At 70.7% G+C, this 16002-nt stretch carries 16 protein-coding genes; 5 read left to right on the top strand and 11 right to left on the bottom strand.

Going from position 1 to position 16002, the window contains the following annotated elements; translation table 11 throughout:
* Window positions 1-56: 56 nt before the first annotated feature.
* The 5 genes from DAETH_RS11365 to DAETH_RS11345 all read right to left on the bottom strand — a co-directional run bounded on the left by DAETH_RS11365 (window position 57) and on the right by DAETH_RS11345 (window position 4510).
* Window positions 57-836 (bottom strand): phosphoadenylyl-sulfate reductase, encoded by a 780-nt coding sequence (locus tag DAETH_RS11365; RefSeq protein ID WP_264775005.1) that lies wholly within the window; start codon window positions 834-836, stop codon window positions 57-59.
* Entirely contained in the window at window positions 833-1378 is a 546-nt protein-coding gene (cysC, locus tag DAETH_RS11360) for an adenylyl-sulfate kinase (RefSeq protein ID WP_264775004.1), read from the bottom strand. The genes DAETH_RS11365 and cysC overlap by 4 nt, the downstream gene beginning before the upstream one ends.
* Window positions 1375-2934 carry a nitrite/sulfite reductase gene (locus tag DAETH_RS11355; protein WP_264775003.1) on the bottom strand — a complete coding sequence of 520 codons (1560 nt, stop codon included), beginning with the start codon at window positions 2932-2934 and terminating at the stop codon, window positions 1375-1377. The genes cysC and DAETH_RS11355 overlap by 4 nt, the downstream gene beginning before the upstream one ends.
* Window positions 2935-3101: 167 nt before the next feature.
* Window positions 3102-3569 (bottom strand): Rrf2 family transcriptional regulator, encoded by a 468-nt coding sequence (locus tag DAETH_RS11350; RefSeq protein ID WP_264775002.1) that lies wholly within the window; start codon window positions 3567-3569, stop codon window positions 3102-3104.
* An 86-nt stretch (window positions 3570-3655) separates the two neighbouring features.
* Window positions 3656-4510, bottom strand: a complete 855-nt coding sequence (locus DAETH_RS11345; RefSeq protein WP_264775001.1) for a DUF1028 domain-containing protein — start codon at window positions 4508-4510, stop codon at window positions 3656-3658.
* Between the two features lie 42 nt (window positions 4511-4552).
* Here DAETH_RS11345 and DAETH_RS11340 point away from each other — a divergent pair, with 42 nt between their 5' ends.
* On the top strand, window positions 4553-5293 hold the full coding sequence (locus DAETH_RS11340) for a 3-keto-5-aminohexanoate cleavage protein (protein WP_264775000.1): 741 nt from the start codon (window positions 4553-4555) through the stop codon (window positions 5291-5293).
* Between the two features lie 15 nt (window positions 5294-5308).
* Window positions 5309-6109, top strand: a complete 801-nt coding sequence (gene pyrF / locus DAETH_RS11335; RefSeq protein WP_264774999.1) for an orotidine-5'-phosphate decarboxylase — start codon at window positions 5309-5311, stop codon at window positions 6107-6109.
* Window position 6110: 1 nt separating this feature from the next.
* Here the strand turns inward: pyrF and DAETH_RS11330 are convergent, their stop codons facing one another.
* From DAETH_RS11330 to DAETH_RS11320, 3 genes are all read right to left on the bottom strand, one after another.
* Complete coding sequence (locus tag DAETH_RS11330; RefSeq protein WP_264774998.1) at window positions 6111-7346, bottom strand: VanW family protein; 1236 nt, start codon at window positions 7344-7346, stop codon at window positions 6111-6113.
* Window positions 7347-7439: 93 nt separating this feature from the next.
* On the bottom strand, window positions 7440-7856 hold the full coding sequence (locus tag DAETH_RS11325; RefSeq protein WP_264774997.1) for a fasciclin domain-containing protein: 417 nt from the start codon (window positions 7854-7856) through the stop codon (window positions 7440-7442).
* A gap of 602 nt (window positions 7857-8458) precedes the next feature.
* Entirely contained in the window at window positions 8459-9742 is a 1284-nt protein-coding gene (locus DAETH_RS11320; protein ID WP_264774996.1) for a replication-associated recombination protein A, read from the bottom strand.
* A gap of 99 nt (window positions 9743-9841) precedes the next feature.
* On the opposite strand from DAETH_RS11320, the gene DAETH_RS11315 reads away from it, so the two are divergent.
* On the top strand, window positions 9842-11035 hold the full coding sequence (locus DAETH_RS11315; RefSeq protein ID WP_264774995.1) for a DUF885 domain-containing protein: 1194 nt from the start codon (window positions 9842-9844) through the stop codon (window positions 11033-11035).
* A 4-nt stretch (window positions 11036-11039) separates the two neighbouring features.
* On the top strand, window positions 11040-11309 hold the full coding sequence (locus tag DAETH_RS11310) for a hypothetical protein (RefSeq protein ID WP_264774994.1): 270 nt from the start codon (window positions 11040-11042) through the stop codon (window positions 11307-11309).
* 4 nt (window positions 11310-11313) lie between these two features.
* Here DAETH_RS11310 and DAETH_RS11305 read toward each other — a convergent pair whose 3' ends face one another.
* Both DAETH_RS11305 and DAETH_RS11300 read right to left on the bottom strand, forming a co-directional pair.
* Window positions 11314-12747: a phytoene desaturase family protein gene (locus DAETH_RS11305; protein ID WP_264774993.1), complete on the bottom strand. Its 1434-nt coding sequence runs from the start codon at window positions 12745-12747 to the stop codon at window positions 11314-11316.
* 80 nt (window positions 12748-12827) lie between these two features.
* Window positions 12828-13616: a phosphatase PAP2 family protein gene (locus tag DAETH_RS11300; RefSeq protein WP_264774992.1), complete on the bottom strand. Its 789-nt coding sequence runs from the start codon at window positions 13614-13616 to the stop codon at window positions 12828-12830.
* A gap of 64 nt (window positions 13617-13680) precedes the next feature.
* On the opposite strand from DAETH_RS11300, the gene DAETH_RS11295 reads away from it, so the two are divergent.
* Complete coding sequence (locus tag DAETH_RS11295) at window positions 13681-15282, top strand: ABC transporter ATP-binding protein (protein ID WP_264774991.1); 1602 nt, start codon at window positions 13681-13683, stop codon at window positions 15280-15282.
* Window positions 15283-15346: 64 nt separating this feature from the next.
* On the opposite strand, the gene DAETH_RS11290 is transcribed toward DAETH_RS11295, so the two are convergent.
* A complete protein-coding gene (locus DAETH_RS11290) occupies window positions 15347-15922 on the bottom strand; it encodes a hypothetical protein (protein ID WP_264774990.1) in 576 nt (191 codons plus the stop codon).
* Window positions 15923-16002: the final 80 nt, after the last annotated feature.

The raw sequence follows: 16002 nt of genomic DNA, 5'->3' as shown, positions 1-16002 counted from the left end.
TTCAAACAATCAGTGGATGAAGTTGGTCAACTTTTGAGCGAAGAAGAGTGGGAGTGCTAGAGCTTGCTCTCCCCGACCCACAGCCCGCATTCCGTCTTGCCCTTGCCCGCCCAGCGTCCGGCGCGGGCGTCCTCGCCGGGGCGCACGGCCCGCGTGCAGGTCCAGCAGCCCACGGACAGGAAGCCGTCGAAATACAGTGGGTTGACGGGAAGGCTGTGCTCGGCTGCGTACGCCTCCAGCCGCTCGCGCGTCCAGTGGGCGAGGGGGTTGATCTTCACACGCGCCCCGCCCGTCTCCACGAAGGGAATGTCTGCGCGGGTGGCGGCCTGATCACGGCTGCGGCCATTGAGGAGGGCCGAGAGCTTCTTCTCGCGTAGATGGGTCTGGAGGGGTGCCACCTTCCGAACCGCGCAACATGCGTCGGGATCGCTCGCGTACAGGTCGGGCGGCGTCTGCCCGTCCTCCGGGTTCGCGCCCTCGTTCAGCGTCACGAAGGTCATCTCGGGGTAACGCGCGGCGAGCCGGTCCTTGGTTTGCAGCGTCTCGGGAAAGTGGTAGCCCGTGTCCACGAACACGACCTCGCCCCGGTAGCCCGCCCGCGCCGCGAGGTCGAGCAGCACGACGCCGTTGAGGTTGAAGGCACTCGGCATCAGCAGGTCGGGGTGGGCCCCCAGCGCCCAGCGGATCACGTCGAGGGGATCAGTCTCGGGCGTGAACTCGGGGGCGGTCGCGTCAGGCACGCCGGGCGCCTCGCGGGGAGCGCGCGGCTCGGTGGTCAGCGGCACGCCCCCCTGCTCGGGGGTCCGCACCTCGGGTCGGTCGTTCAGGGCGGTCATGCCTCGTACCCCAGGTGTCGGAGGAGTTGACCCAGGCCCTCCTCCACGCCGATGCGGTCGGTGCGCAGGTGCAGATCGGGCGTCTCGGGCGCCTCGTAGGGGTCGGAGACGCCCGTGAAGTGCGGGATTTCCCCGGCGAGCGCCCTGAGGTACAGGCCCTTCACGTCGCGCTGGGTGACAACCTCCAGCGGGGCGTCCACGAACACTTCGGTCGGGTTGGGCAGGCCATTCAGCACCTCACGCCGGGTGTCCGCGTAGGGGCTGATCGCGCTCACGAGCACGGTCACCCCGTGCCTAGCGAGCAGCCCCGCCACGAAGGCGATGCGCCGGACGTTGGTGTCGCGGTCCTGCCTGGAAAAGCCCAGCCCCTTGCTCAGGTTCTCGCGCACCGCGTCCCCGTCGAGGAGTTCGACCGGCACACCACGGGCAGTGAGTTCTTCGTACAGGGCGCTCGCCAGCGTGCTCTTGCCCGCGCCGGAGAGGCCGGTGAACCACACCACCCGGCCCGTGCCGACCTCGGGACGGTTGAGGGTGGCGGTCATGCGCCCACGACCTCACGCTCGGGCTTGAGGATCGCGTCGGGGGCGAAGCGCTCGTGGCCCACCCGGTCGGCGTACTCCACGAAGCTCTCGCCGGGGAGCTTGCCCGACCGGAAGTCGCCCAGCACCGCCTCCGTGTACTCGTTCAGCCGCACGGCGGGCACGAAGCCCTTGAGCTTGTCCCCGGTGCGCTGCGCCTGCCCGATGCTCCCGGCGAGGTGGACGTTGTACACCTCTTCCTCACCGCGCAACGCGCCCATGAAGCCCAGGTCGGCGACCTGGTAGCGCGTGCAGGCGTTCGAGCAGCCCGTCAGGTTGATCGTGAAGGGCACGTCGAGGTCGGCGAACTTCGCCTCGATGTGGTCCACGAGGTTGGCGGTCCGCGCCTTCGTTTCCGTCAGCGCCAGGCGGCAGAACTGGGTCCCCGTGCAGGCGATGGTCGTGCCCCGCAGGGTGGTCTTCGGCGCGAGGTCGATGGCCTCCAGCTCGGCGGTCAGCTCGGCGATGTCCTCGCTGCGGACGTGCGGGATCATCATGTTCTGGAAGGCGGTGGTGCGCAGCACGCCCTTGCCGTAACGGTCGGCGAGGTCGGCGAGCCTGCGGGCCTTGTACGGGTCGATGCGGCCCACGGTGGTCGCCACGACGACGTAGTTCAGGCCGTCACCTTGCGGGTTGACGCCGAGAACGTCGTTGCCGCCGAAGCGGGCGACGGGCGCGGCGGGGCCGTCTTGCAGCCTGCGGCCCAGGTAGTCGTTCTCCACGATCTCGCGGAACTTCTCGACGCCGATGTCCTTGATCAGGAACTTCAGGCGGCTCTTCTTGCGGCTCACGCGGTAGCCGTGGTCGCGGTACGCCCCGGCGATAGCGCGGCCCACCTCCACCACTTCCTCGGGCCGGATGAACACGCCGAGGCGCTTGGCGAGGTGCGCCACCGCGCCCAGGCCGCCGCCCACCCACACGTCGAAGCCGACCTCGCCACCCACCCGGTGGGCCAGGAAGCCGATGTCGTTGATCATATGGATGCCCTCAAGCTCGGGCGTGGCGGTGATCGAGATCTTGAACTTGCGCGGCAGGTCCTGAAAGTCGGGGTTGCCGCTGAGCGTCCCCTCCATCGCCGCCGCGATGGGCCGCACGTCGATGACCTCGCGGGCGTCGAGGCCAGCCAGGGGCGAGGCGATCACGGCGCGCACGGTGTCGCCGCAAGCGCCTTTGGTGTGCAGGCCGATGGGCTCCAGGCGGTCGAAAATCTGCGGCACCTTGTCGATGGTCAGCCAGTGGAACTGGAAGGCCTGCCGGTCGGTCACGTCGAGGAAGCCCCGCCCGAAGTCCTCGGAGATACTCGCCACCACGCGCAGGGTCTCGGAGGAGAACTCGGCGGTGGGGACCTTGACGCGCATCATCAGGAAGCCGTCTTCCTGGGGCCGCTGGGGGTAGATGCCCGCCCACTTCAGCAGGTCGGTCATCTCCGGGTCAATGGCGCCCGCCTCGGCGTACTGGGGGATCAGGTCGAAGATTTGGAAGGGGGGAACTTCTTTTTTCAGCGCTTCGAGGTCGCTCATGGGGTCTCCAGGAAAGGGGGACGAGGGGTCAGGGCTGGAGCGGCAGGGGAGTCGAAGAACATCGGAAGCCGGGCTCCAGAAGACTCATGCCCCCCAGAATACCCGAAAGATGACAAGATTACTCAACTTGTCTCGACGGCGGAGACAGCCAAGTCGCTTAGCCGGGCTTAGGCGTTCGGCTTGAGCAGATGCCTCAGGCAGTGCCCGTAGCTCACGCCCTGCCGCGCGTCCACCACGAGGTCCTGCACGCTGAATTCCTGCAAGACGGCGAGCATCGCGTCGCGCATCCGCTTGTAGACGGTGGCGCGGGCGTGGCAGCGGTCTTCTTCCACGCACGGCTCGTGCCAGTTGAGGCTGATGCACGAGAGGGGCGCGACCGGGCCGTCGATGGCGCGCACGACCTCGCACAGGCTGATCAGGTGCGGTTTGCGGGCCAGCGTGTAGCCGCCGCCGATGCCCTTCTTGCTCTTGACGATGCCCTTGGCCGTGAGCGCCGCCAGAATCCGCACGAGGTAGGGGCGGTGGACGCCGGTCGCGTCGCTGATCTCCTCGCTGGCGACCCAGCGCGCCGGGTCCTGCATCCCCAGGAAGCCGAGCGCCTGGAAGGCGTACACGTCGGTGGCGGAAAGCCGCATGGGGAAAAGCTATCAGCTCTCAGCTTTCAGCCGTCAGCAGGAGCCCCCTTTCCTGAGAGCTGACCGCTGACGGCTGAGTGCTCCCCTCACTCCCCGAACCGTTCCCGCAGGTACTCCAGCGCCACCGGGTCGAACCTTCCCCCCGGCACCCAGCGTTCCTCCAGATTCTCGGTGCCGAAGAGGGCCCAGACGGCAGCCTCGGTGTCGGGGTCCCACTCGCCTCCGGGAAGGGAACTGGCGTAGTCCTGGCGGATCAGGAGGGCCCGCAGCCAGCGCCGCCCGTCCTCGTCGAGTTCCACGGTCGTCTCGGGGCGTCCGAAGAGGAGGTCGTAGATTCCGAGCAGGCGTTCGAGTTCGGCGCAGGGGTCGGGGTGGTCGTCCGCGCGCAGGTTCACCCAGTCGTCGGTGAGGCCGCCGTAGCCGCGCCCCGGCCCGACGCACAGCAGGGCCGCCGATTGTCTCCCCCTGCGGTCGCCGCCCGCCGCGTCCCCGGCCCGCAGCGCCCCGAGCAATCGGCGGGGGAGGGGCTGCCCGGCGCCCGCCTCCCACCCCGCGACCATCGCGTCCACGACCTCCGGCCCGACCAGGATGTTGCCCTGGATCGCCACGTCCGTCCCGGTGAAGCCGCCCGCCCAGGCGTGGCAGCCCGCGCCGCTGTAGGTGACGCTCCGCCCGTCCGCCCCCACGATCCCGAACTGCCGCTGGGCGATGTCGGCGTCCTCGGCCTGGAAGCGCGCGGCGACCTCCTCCGGGCCCAGCCCCTCGGCGAGGAGCCGCAACCCGTCCGGCCCGAAGTTGGGGTTCACGTAGCTCTGGGTCGCCACCGCACCTACGCCCGAGCGCGCGAAGGGGACGAGGGCGCCGACCGCCAGGAACTTGCTCGCCACCGCCACGCCCAGGTCGCCCGTGGCGGGGTCGCGGCCCACGATGGAAAAGGTCATGGGGGGAGGGTAACGGGCGGCGGCTGCCGGTAGGCTGACATCATGCTCCTGAAAGCCTGCCTGAACGGGGGTCGTCCCGTGGGAAGCCACCCGACCCTGCCCGTCACCCCGGACGAGCTCGCGGACTCGGCGCGGGAGGCGGTGGCGGCGGGAGCCGGGGCGTTGCACCTGCACCCGCGCGACGAGGGGGGCCGCGAGTCGCTGGAGGCGGGGGTCGTGGCCGCTGCCCTGAACGCCGTCCGTGCCGCCTGCCCCGGCATCCCCGTCGGCACTTCCAGCGGCTTCTGGATTCTGCCGGACGTGGAGGGGCAACTCTCCGCCGCCCGTGCCTGGACGGTGCGCCCCGACTTTGTATCGGTGAACTGGCACGAGCCACATGCCGTTCCCTTCGCGGAGACGTTGCTGGAGTTGGGTGTGGGCGTGGAGGCTGGGCTCTGGACCGTGGCGGCGACCCGTGCCTTCCTCGGCTGGCCCTCCCGCGACCGGGCGCTGCGGGTCCTGGTGGAGGTGATGGACCGGGAGCCGCAGGAGGCGTCGACGGAGGCTGCCGCCATCCTCGCCCTGCTCGACGAGGCCGAAGTCACGCTGCCCCGCCTGCTGCACGGCACGGGGGTGAGTGTGTGGCCCCTCCTCCACGAGGCCGCCCGCCGGGGACTCGACACCCGCATCGGCCTGGAGGACACCCTGACCCTCCCGGACGGCACGCCCGCGCGGGACAACGCCCACCTCGTGAGGACCGCGCGGGACGTGTTGGCCTCACCCCGGCTGAGGGCTGAGAGCTGATAGCTTTCTTCCCCGATGACCTTCGCCGCCGCCCTCACCGAGCGCACCCGCCGCCTCCAGACCCGGCTGTGCGTGGGCCTCGACCCCCGCCCCGGCGCGTACCGGGACGCGGCTCACCTGCGGGCGCACACGCTCGACGTGCTGGAGGTGACCGCTCCCTTCGCCGCCTGCGTCAAGCCGCAACTCGCCTTTTTCGAGGCGCTGGGCCTGCCCGGCTTCGCGCTGTTGGAGGAGGTCTGCGCGGCGGCGCGGTTGCTCGGCCTGCCCGTGATCCTCGACGGCAAGCGGGGGGACATCGGCTCGACGGCACAGGCCTACGCGCAGGGGTGGCTGAGCGGCCCTCACGCCGGGGACGCGCTGACCGTTAATCCCTTCCTGGGCTTCGGGACGCTGACCCCATTCGTGGAGGCGGCCCGGGCGAACGGCGGCGCGGTCTTCGTCCTCGTGAAGACGAGCAATCCCGATCAAGCGGACCTCCAGGGTGGGGGCGTCAGCGAGCGCGTGGCCGCCGAGGTCGCCCGCCTGGGGGCCGGGGAGGAGGGGGAATACGCGGGCGTGGGGGCGGTCGTCGGCGCGACCCATCCGCGCGACCTCGCCGCCTTCCGAGCCTTGATGCCCCGCGCCCTGCTGCTGCTGCCCGGGTTGGGCGCGCAGGGCGGGGCCGCCGCCGAACTCGCCCCGGCCTTCCACCCCGGGGGAACGGGGGCGCTGGCGAGCGCGAGCCGGGCGGTGGGGTACGCGGACGGGCTGGACGTAACGGCGAGCCGGGAGGCGGCGCGGCGGCTGCGGGACGAGTTGAACGCGGCGCTGGGCTGACCTACCGCAAGCGGTCGTCCGTCGGGTGGACGGCGAAGACACCGCCCCAGGGCCGGTAGCGGCTGAGCAGGCGGTCGGTCAGAATCCGTCCATCCTTCATCCGCACCTGACGGGCAAGCTCCACCCTCATCCCGGAGGCGGGCATGTCCACCCGCCGCGTCTCGCCGGGGGCGAGCTTTGGATCGGCCAGGAAGGTCGGCGGGAGGGCCGCCCGGCGGGCGCTGACGCGGGGTTCCGAGAGCCGGACCTGCCGGTCGGGGGGCCCGCCGAACAGGTCCACGCGCAGGGTCTGCCGTTTCAGGTTCCACGAGACCTGCACCAGCAGGGGCCTGCCCGTGTCGTTGCGAAAGCGCAGGTTCTTGCTCGGCGCGTACACGGTCGCCTCGAACCCCACGGGGTCGTAGTAGGCGACCTGATGGGAGTGCGCGTGCCGCTCGACGATAGGGAGCCCCGCCAGATACGCGGCGCGGAAGACGGTCGTGCTCACCTGGCAGATGCCGCCGCCGTCCTCCAGCGCGAGGGTGCCCCCCGCGATCACGTACCCCGGCACGAAGCCGCGCTCCCGGTTGATGGGCCCGGTGCGGGCATTGAAGTCGAAGACGGCGCCCGGCTCCACCCACCCCCCGTGCAGCCTGCCTCCCCCGACCCGGATGTTGTGGATCCGGAAGTCCGGGCTGCCCGCGAAGCTCGACTCGCCCGCCGCGAGATGGGCGACGACTCCCCGCTCCCGCAGCGTCCGCACGCTCCTCGCGGGAGGGGTGAGGCCGACCTCGACCTGGGCCGTGCGCCGCCCTTCCCGCAGGGCGCCCAGCAGCGCCCGCTCCGTCACGTCGCGCTGGACCGTCCACCCGGTCTGCGCCTGGGCGGTCCAGATGCCGCCCACGTTGCGGAATACCGCGTCGCGCGGCTCGCGGGCGTTGATCTTCGCGTAGACGGCCTCCAGTGCGGCCCCCAGGGGCTCCACCGACTCCCCCTCCCGAGCCTGCCGGGCCTGCTCGGGGGTGAGGGTCAGGACGTACTTCCCCTGGATGAGGGGCCGCTCGACCTTCCCGCCCCGCAGGAGGGGCTCGGGGGCGCTGACCTGGAGGGTGAAGGGCAGGGGAGGGGCCGGGCGTGGCGGGCGGCTCGTCGCCGGGGCGAGGCCTGCCGACCCCACGGCGCCCACGACGCCACCCAGCAGCAGAAGCCGCAGCGTGAGTCCGAAGGGGAACGGGCCCCGGCGGGCGGTTCTGGTCACGGGTTCGGCCTCCTGTTCATGCTTCTCCCCAGCACGAAGGGGGAAACAGGCAGGGCGCACCTGTCTCCCCCTCGCTTCACCTCTCTCCCGGCGCTAGCTCGGCGGCAGCAGCACCGTGTCGATGACGTGGATCACGCCGTTGCTCGCGGGCACGTCGGCCTGGGTCACGGTCGCGTCGTTGATCCGCACCGTGCCGCCGCTCGCGCTGACGTTGAGCGTGCCGCCCTGCACCGTCCGGGCGCTGCTCAGGCCCGCGACCTGCGCCGAGGTGACCCGCCCGGGCACGACGTGGTAGAGCAGGACGGCCCGGAGCCGCGCCGGGTCGTTCAGGAGGGCCTGAAGCTGGTCCTGCGGCACCTTGGCGAAGGCCGCGTTCGTGGGCGCGAAGACCGTGAATGGCCCGCTTCCCGACAGGGTCTGCGTGAGCCCCGCCGCCTGCACCGCCGAGAGCAGGGTGCTGAAATTGGGATCGTTCGACACGACCGCCGCAATGGTGTTCCCGGTCGGCACATTGCCTCCGCCACCCGCTATGGCAGACCCCGACAGAAGAAGGGCGGCCCCCGTCAACATCACATGCTTCCTCACTTATTCCTCCTTGTACTCCGGCACGAGAGAAGGGAACACGCCGTCATGAAAGCCAGCACTTCCATTTACTAGAACGGCTTTGTCAGCATCCGACCTTCGCCCTTCTTTCGTTGTCGCCCAGCGTAAAAGAGGAAATGGTCGTGGTGCGTATCTCCCCGTACAGTCGCCTTTGAATGTGAAGCCTGCCTCCTCCTGCCGTCAGAGGAGTCTCATGGACCGAGGAAGAGGAGGGTTGAACGGGAAAGAGGCCGCGCTTGGGACGGGGAGACACGCCCCCCGAAGCACTCGGGCAAGAGTTCAGCCACCGTCCATCGCTGGGTCACCGAGGAATCAGGCGGTGTAGAAGCTGACTATTTGGAAACATGCACTCCTGGAGCACCACCGAGGCAGAGACTTAAAAGAAGAGGGCGTCGAATGCCTCCAGGTGGCGGCGCCTGAGGAGAACGGGAGCCTTGCCCTCATCTCCGGGGCTCTGTCGCAGGCGCACTTCCCCGTGATGCTCGCGTCCTCAACCGTCCGTGCGCGCTTTACGCCCCCTCCTCCCCCTCCCCGTGCGCCTCCCGCAGCCTCCGCCACCGCTCGGCCACCCGCGCCTCCCAGCCCTCGCCCGTGGGCTCGTAGAGGTCCAGGCGCACGCCGTCGGGGAGGTAGTTCTGGGCGAAGCTGCCCTCCGGGTCGTCGAAGTAGTAGGCGTACCCGGTGCCGTACCCCTGCTGTCTCATCAGGGCGGTCGGCGCGTTGCGAAGGTGCAGGGGCACGGGCAACGTCTTGCCCTCGCGCACGGCTTCCCGGACCTTATTCCAGGCCACGTACACGCTGTTGCTCTTGGGGGCCAGGGCGAGGTACACGACCGCCTGCGCGAGGGCGAGGTCTCCCTCCGGGCTCCCCAGGAACTCCGCCGTGTCACGGGCGGCGACGGCCAGCCGCAGCGCTTGGGGGTCGGCGAGCCCGATGTCCTCGGCGGCCATGCGGACGATCCGGCGGGCGACGTACATCGTGTCCGCCCCGCCCTCGATCATGCGCGCGAGCCAGTACAGAGAAGCGTCCACATGCGAGCCGCGTACCGACTTGTGCAGCGCCGAGATCAGGTTGTAGAAGTCCTCCCCGTTCTTGTCCATCGCCGGGAGGTGACGCCCGAAGGCCTCCCGCACGGCGTCCTCGTTCACGGGGTCGGCCAGGGTCGAGGCGATCTCCAGCGTGCTCAGCGCCCGCCGCGCGTCGCCGTCCGCCAGCCGGGCGATCAGGTCGAGGGCCCCCGGCTCGGCGCCCACCCCCGGCAGCCCGCGCGGGTCCGTCAGCGCCCGGTCGAGGAGAGCGCGGACGTCCTCCTGCGTGAGGGCTTCGAGCACCAGCGTCCGTGCCCGGGAGCGCAGGGCCGGGTTGACCTCGAAGCTCGGGTTCTCGGTCGTTGCGCCGATGAGCGTCAGGAGACCCGACTCGACGTGGGGGAGCAGGGCGTCCTGCTGCGCCTTGTTGAAACGGTGAATCTCGTCCAGGAAGAGGATCGTGCGCTGCCCCCGGCCCCGCAGCCGCTCGGCCTCCACCACCGCCTCGCGCACGTCCTTCACGCCCGCCGTCACCGCCGAGAGGGGGATGAAGTGTGCGCCGACCTCGCCCGCCACCAGCCGCGCCAGCGTCGTCTTGCCCACCCCCGGCGGCCCCCACAGGATCAGCGAGCCCAGCCGCCCGGATTCCAGCAGTCGGGTGAGGGGTCTCCCCGGCCCCAGCAGGTGCCGCTGCCCCACCACCTCGGCGAGCGTGCGGGGGCGCAGGCGTTCGGCCAGGGGGGCGGGCGGGTCGAAGAGGGTCACCCGGGGAGGATAGCGGGGTGGGGGCGGGGCAAACGGAAGGCCGTCGGCTTCCGGCCCGGCCGCGCCGCCGCCCTTCCGCCGGGGCCTTATCCTCCCCCTATGGACATCGCCGAACGTTATATCCGTCTCGCCCACGCCATCGACGCGCACATGGAAGGCTTCGTGGACGGTTACGGGGGCCCGCAGGAATGGGCCGACCGGACGCGGCGCGACCCCGCCGAACTGCGCGCCGACGCTGGGGCCCTCCTCGAAGGGGTGGCGGAGGTGGAGGACGACGCGCGCCGGGCCTTCCTGGGCGTGCAGGCGCGGGCTATGGACACCATGACGCGCCTGATCGCGGGCGAGGCGCTGCCCTACGCGGACGAGGTGCGCGGGCTGTACGACATCGAGCCGAGGCGGGCGAGGGTGGAGGACCTGGAAAAGGCCCTCTCGGCATTGGACGCCGCCCTGCCCGGCACGGGTTCCCTGGTCGAGCGAGAGGAGGCGTTGCGTTCCCGGGTGGCGATCCCCAGGGACGACATCCTGCGGGTGGCCGGGCCCATCCTGGCGCAACTCCGCGACCGGACGCGCGAACGCTTCGGCCTCCCCGAGGGCGAGAACTTCACCATCGGGCTCGTCCAGGACAGGCCGTGGTCGGGGTACAACTGGCCGCTGGGGAACCTGAGAAGCCGCATCGACATCAACACCGACCTCCCCGTCCTGCTCCCGAACCTGCCCGACCTGCTCGCCCACGAGGGCTACCCCGGCCACCACACCGAGCACGCGACGAAGGAGGCGCGGCTCGTGCGGGAGCGCGGCTGGCTGGAACACTCCGTTCAACTCCTCGCCGCCCCCGAGTGTGTCGTCAGCGAGGGCATCGCCACGAACGCCCTGCGCGCCCTGATGACCCGGGGGGAGCTAGAGGGGTGGCTGACGGGCGAACTCGCCGGGGTGGCGGGCCTCGACCCCCGGGATGTGGCCGCCTTCCTGGCCGCGAGCCGCGCCCGTGAGGACCTGGAGGGCGTCAGCGGCACCGCCGCCCTGATGCTGTACGAGGACGGGGCGCCCGAGGCCGAGGTGCTGGACTTCCTGCGGCGCTACAGCCCGGCGAGCGAGGGGCGGGCCCGCCAGAGCCTGCGCTTCATCTCGCAGCCCACCTTCCGGGCGTACATCTTCACCTACAGCGTGGGCAGCGACCTCGTCGAGGGGGTGCTGGAGCGCGAGGGCACGCCGGGCTTCGCACGGCTCCTGCAACAGCCCGTCACGCCGGGGCAACTCCGGGAGGGGGAGACTACCCAAGCCGGGGCACAATGACGGGATGGACCTTCAGGCGCAGATCGAGCACGCGGACTTTCCGGGGGAGGTCGAGGTCCGCGCCTTCGGCGAGGCGCAGGGGCGCGTCTTCCGGGTGACGGGCCCGGGGGAGCGCGGTTTCGAAATCCTGCTGACCGACGACGCCGTGCGGCTCTACGGCGAGGGGCCGACCGTGGCCCTGGTCCTGAAACGCCTGCGTGAGCGGGTCGAGGAGGGCCTGCCGCCCGCCAGCGCCCCCGGCGAGTACGAGCGGCAGGTCTTCGTGGGGGACTGACCCCCTACCGCCCGAACACGTCCGAAAGCGCCGCCCGCGCCGCCCAGTACCCGGGCATGCCGTGGATGCCGCCGCCCGGGGGCGTGGAACTGCTGCACAGGTACACCCCGGGCGCGGGCGTGCGGTAGGGGGTCGGGGTAGGCACGGGCCGGGCGAGCAACCCCCACAGGTCCCCCCGCCCGCCGTTCACGTCGCCGCCCCGGTAGACTGGGCTGAAGGCCTCCAGTTGCCGCGCGTTGGTCAACGTCCGGGCCAGGATCAGGTCCCGGAACCCCGGCGCCGCCCGCTCGATCTGCGCCTCGACCGTCTCCGCGTAGCTGTCGGGCGTGCCCGGCGGCGTGTGCGCGTAGGCCCAGAAGGTGTGACACCCGGCGGGCGCCCGGGTGGGGTCGAACAGGGTGTGCTGCGCGGCGAGAATGTAGGGCCGTTCCGGTGCCTCGCCCCGCGCCACGCTCGCCTCGGCCTGGGCGATGTCCTCCAGCGTGCCGCCCAGATGCACGGTGCCCGCCCGCGCCAGCGCCGGATCACGCCAGGGGACAGGGCCGCTCAGGGCGTAGTCGAGTTTCAGGATGCCGGGCCCGTAGCGGTAACGGCGCACCCAGGCGCGGTAGGTCGGCGTAGCCCGGTCCCCCAGCAGTCCGAGCAGCACGCCGGGGCTGGAGTCCACCAGGACGGCGCGGGCGGGCGGTATGTCGCGCACCGAGCGCACCTCCACCCCCGTCTCGATCTCGCCCCCCAGGAAGCGGAGATAAGAGGCCAGAGCGTCCGCGAGACTCCGCGCGCCCCCGCGTGGGAACGGCCACCCGACCGCGTGCGCGAGCGTGCCGAGGAGCAGGGCCGCCGCCCCGGTGCCCGGAGTCGAGAGCGGGAGATTGACGTGTGCCGCCAACCCCGCCCACGCCGCCCGCGCCTCCGGGGTTTGAAAGAGCCGCGCCGTCAGCGTCGAGGGGGGCACGCCCCGCAATCCGAAGCGGGCGAGCGTGAAGGGGTGCCGGGGCAGGCGGGGCAGGGGGCGAAGAACGTCGTCCAGCAAGCCTTCCCACCCCGTCACCAATGGCCCGAACAGCGCCCGCCACGTCCCCGCGTCCCGCCCGAAGCCCGCCGCCGCCCCCGCTAGATCGCGCTCCACGACCACGCCCGTGCCGTCGGGCATGACGTGGCCGGAAGGAGCGTCCGGCCACACCCACTCCAGCCCGAAGGCGTGCAGAGGCCAGTCCCGGAAGGCGGGCGAGGCGTAGCCCAGCGGGTGAATCGCGCTCCCCACGTCGTGAACGAAGCCCGGCAGGGTGAGCGGCGCGCTGCTCAGCCCGCCGCCCACCCCCGGGTGCCGCTCCAAGACCCGCACCCGCAGCCCCGCCCGCGCGAGCGTGACCGCCGCCGCGAGTCCGTTCGGCCCGGCCCCCACGACCACCGCGTCCAGCCTCCCGAAAGGCGTCATGGGGCCAGGGTAAGGGGAGGAGGTGGGCGGAAAAAGCGGCGGATGGACTGTTCCCCGTCCACCGCGCGAAGCTCGGGCGCTTACGTCCCCGGCAGCCAGCGCCGCAGCAGCCTGGGCACCCCCTCCACCGCGACGACCACCAGGAGGGCGTACCGCAGCGCCCGCACGAGGCCGATGTCCTTGACCGCCTGCGGCAGCGCCCCCAGCCCGAAGAACACGGCGAAGACGATCAGGAGGCCGACGACGCCGACGATCACCCGCCCGGCCGCGTCGCGCGGGGGGGCGAAGGTGGGCCGCACGAACCAGAACCCGGCGAGCAGGCCCAGGGACGTGCCGTACTCGCGCGGCGTCCCGGCGGGCAGGAAGGCGGCGAGCGCGAGGAGGATCAGGGGAATGAGCCACCGCAGCGCCCCCTCCTGAGGGAAGTGCCCCCGGAAGGCGAGTGCCGCGAACACCGCCCCCAGCAGCAGGCCGACAATCACGTCGATGGGGTAGTGGACGTTCAGCGCGATGCGCGAATAGGCGATCAGCGCGATCAGGACGAGGGCGAGAATCCACATCCCCCTCCGCCCCACCTGCGCCGCGATCCCGCCCCAGAGGGTCGCCGCCATCTGCGCGTGGCCGCTGGGGAGTCCGGGACCGCCTGCCGTCCGCCGCGCCGCCTCGCTCGCCAGGCCGGGGTCGTTCGTGAAGGGGCGGCCCAGGTCGAAGCCGAACTTGACCGCCGTGTTGACGAGGTACGAGAGGGCGAAGGCGACGCCGAGGTCGCGGCCCCCGCGCGGGTTCACCAGCCAGGTGTACAGCGCGAGCGCCACGATGAAGACCTCGTCGCGCCCCAGGTTCGTGACGGCCAGCCAGAAGGATTCCATGCCGAGTATTGTGACGCTTCCCTCGTTTGGTGGGGCCGAAAGATGTGGGGTCTACACTGGGGGCATGACCGTCCAGACTCCTGAGGTGCTTCACGAGGTGCGGCACAATTCCGAGTACGCGCTGGAGTTGCGCGGCATCACCAAACGCTTTCCCCTGGTCCTCGCCAACGACGACATCAGCATGGCGGTGAGGTGGGGCTCTGTGCACGCCCTGTGCGGCGAGAACGGCGCGGGCAAGAGCACCCTGATGAAGATCGTCTACGGCGCCCAGCCCCCCACCTCGGGCGAGATCGTCGTGGACGGCGAGGTGGTGAACTTCACCGACCCCTCCCAGGCCATCGCGCGCGGCATCGGCATGGTCTTCCAGCACTTCATGCTGGTGGACACCCTCAGCGTCACCGAGAACGTGATCCTGGGGGCTGAACCGACGGCTGGCACCTCCATCGACTACGGGCGGGCGCGGCGGCGGGTCGCCGAACTCATCAAGCAGTTCAACTTCGACCTGCGGCCCGACGCCCTCGTCGGCGACCTCCCCGTCGGCCTCCAGCAGAAGGTCGAGATCCTCAAGACGCTCTACCGGGGGGCGCGCATCCTGATCCTCGACGAGCCCACCGCCGTCCTCACGCCCAGCGAGACGGACGAGCTGTTCGACTTCCTGAAAAACCAGTACGCGGCGAGCGGCAACGCCGTCATCTTCATCAGCCACAAGCTCCACGAGGTGCTGCACATCAGCGACACCATCAGCGTGATCCGCGACGGCAAGATGATCGGCACCATCCCCGCGCAGGGCGCGACCACCGAGACCCTCGCCCGCATGATGGTGGGCCGCGAGGTGAGCCTCAAGGTGCAGAAAGCACCCGCCCGGCCGGGTCAGGTCGCCCTCGACGTGCGCGGTGTGACCGTGAAGGGCCCGCACGGCAACGCGGTGGACAACGTCTCCTTCCAGGTGCGGGCGGGCGAGATCGTGGGCATCGCGGGGGTGGAGGGCAACGGCCAGAGCGAACTCGTGGAGGCGATCACGGGGCTCACGCCGGTCAGTTCCGGGGAGATCACCTACCTCGGCAAGCCCGCGCGGGGGGTGCGCGAGGTCGAGGAGAGCGGCGTGTCGCACATCCCGGAAGACCGAAACGAGCGCGGGCTGGTGCTCGACATGACGACCGCCGAGAATTACATCCTGGGCGAGCACGACCGCCCCCCTTTCGCCGGGCCGCTGGGCTTTCTCAACCTCGACGTGATCAACGAGACCGCCCGCGAACTCAGCGAGCGGTACGACGTGCGCCCGCGCAGCGCCAGCCTCCAGGTAGGACGCTACAGCGGCGGCAACGCGCAGAAGCTCATCGTCGCCCGCGAGATGCGCAAGGGGCCCAAGATTCTGGTCGCCTCGCAGCCCACACGCGGGGTGGACATCGGCGCCATCGAGTTCATCCACGCCCGCATCGTCGAGGCGCGCGACCAGGGCCTCGCCGTCCTCCTGATCAGCGCCGACCTGGGGGAAGTCATGAACCTCGCCGACCGCATCCTCGTGATGTACGAGGGCCGGGTCGTGGGCGAGGTGGACGCCGCCACCGCTACAGAAACGCAACTCGGCCTGCTGATGACGGGCAGCGGGAACACCGGCGGGCGCAGCGGCGCGGTGAGCGAGACGCAGGAGACGGGCGAACGCTGAGGTCGGGAAAAGAAGAGAGGCCGCCTCCGATGTGGGGCGGCCTCTTTCCTTGAGGGTCGGAAGCTTACACGTCCTCGCCGGTCACGGAGACCACCGTGCAGTTGGGGTACACCAGCACATTGCCGCCCGCGATATTCCGGCTGGAGAAGTTGTAGGTGGCCGTCCCCGTGTTGACGGTCAACCGGGTGTGGAAGCTGCCGGCCGCCTGCTGATCCACGCTGACGATCTTCACCTTCGCGCGGGTCGGCGTGACGACGATGGATTGGGGAAGGAAGCCGCCGGTCGCAGGGTTCGCGTTGAAGGTCAGGCGGTAGTTCCCCGACGTATCGACGGTGTAGAGTTGCTCCCCCGTGACCGTCGTGTTGTAGTTCGCGTCGTACTGGCTGCTGTTGTTGCCGTAAAGACCTACGTTTACGTTTTGGACACTGCCCGACACGCTGAAGTACACGGAGACCTGCGTGGTGGCGACCGCGTTGTTCACGTTGTCACACGCGGCGAAGGGCCCCGTCACACTGCCCACGCGGTACTCCGTCCGCACCGCCGACACCCGGCCGGAACCACTCCCGTCCGGCGCCACTCCGGTCCCGCAACTTGCCAGCAATGCGCTCAAGCCGACCGCTCCCAACAGCATTTTCTTCATGCCTCTCAATGTGCGGGGCGAAACTGACGTGGGCGTGATGTGCCCTTGAGCATTCGTGAGGGGATTACAAATGAGACGGA

Source organism: Deinococcus aetherius (assembly GCF_025997855.1).
Lineage (GTDB): Bacteria > Deinococcota > Deinococci > Deinococcales > Deinococcaceae > Deinococcus > Deinococcus aetherius.
Note: the sequence above shows the minus strand (reverse complement) of the source record. Positions and strands in the feature narration are given on the sequence as shown.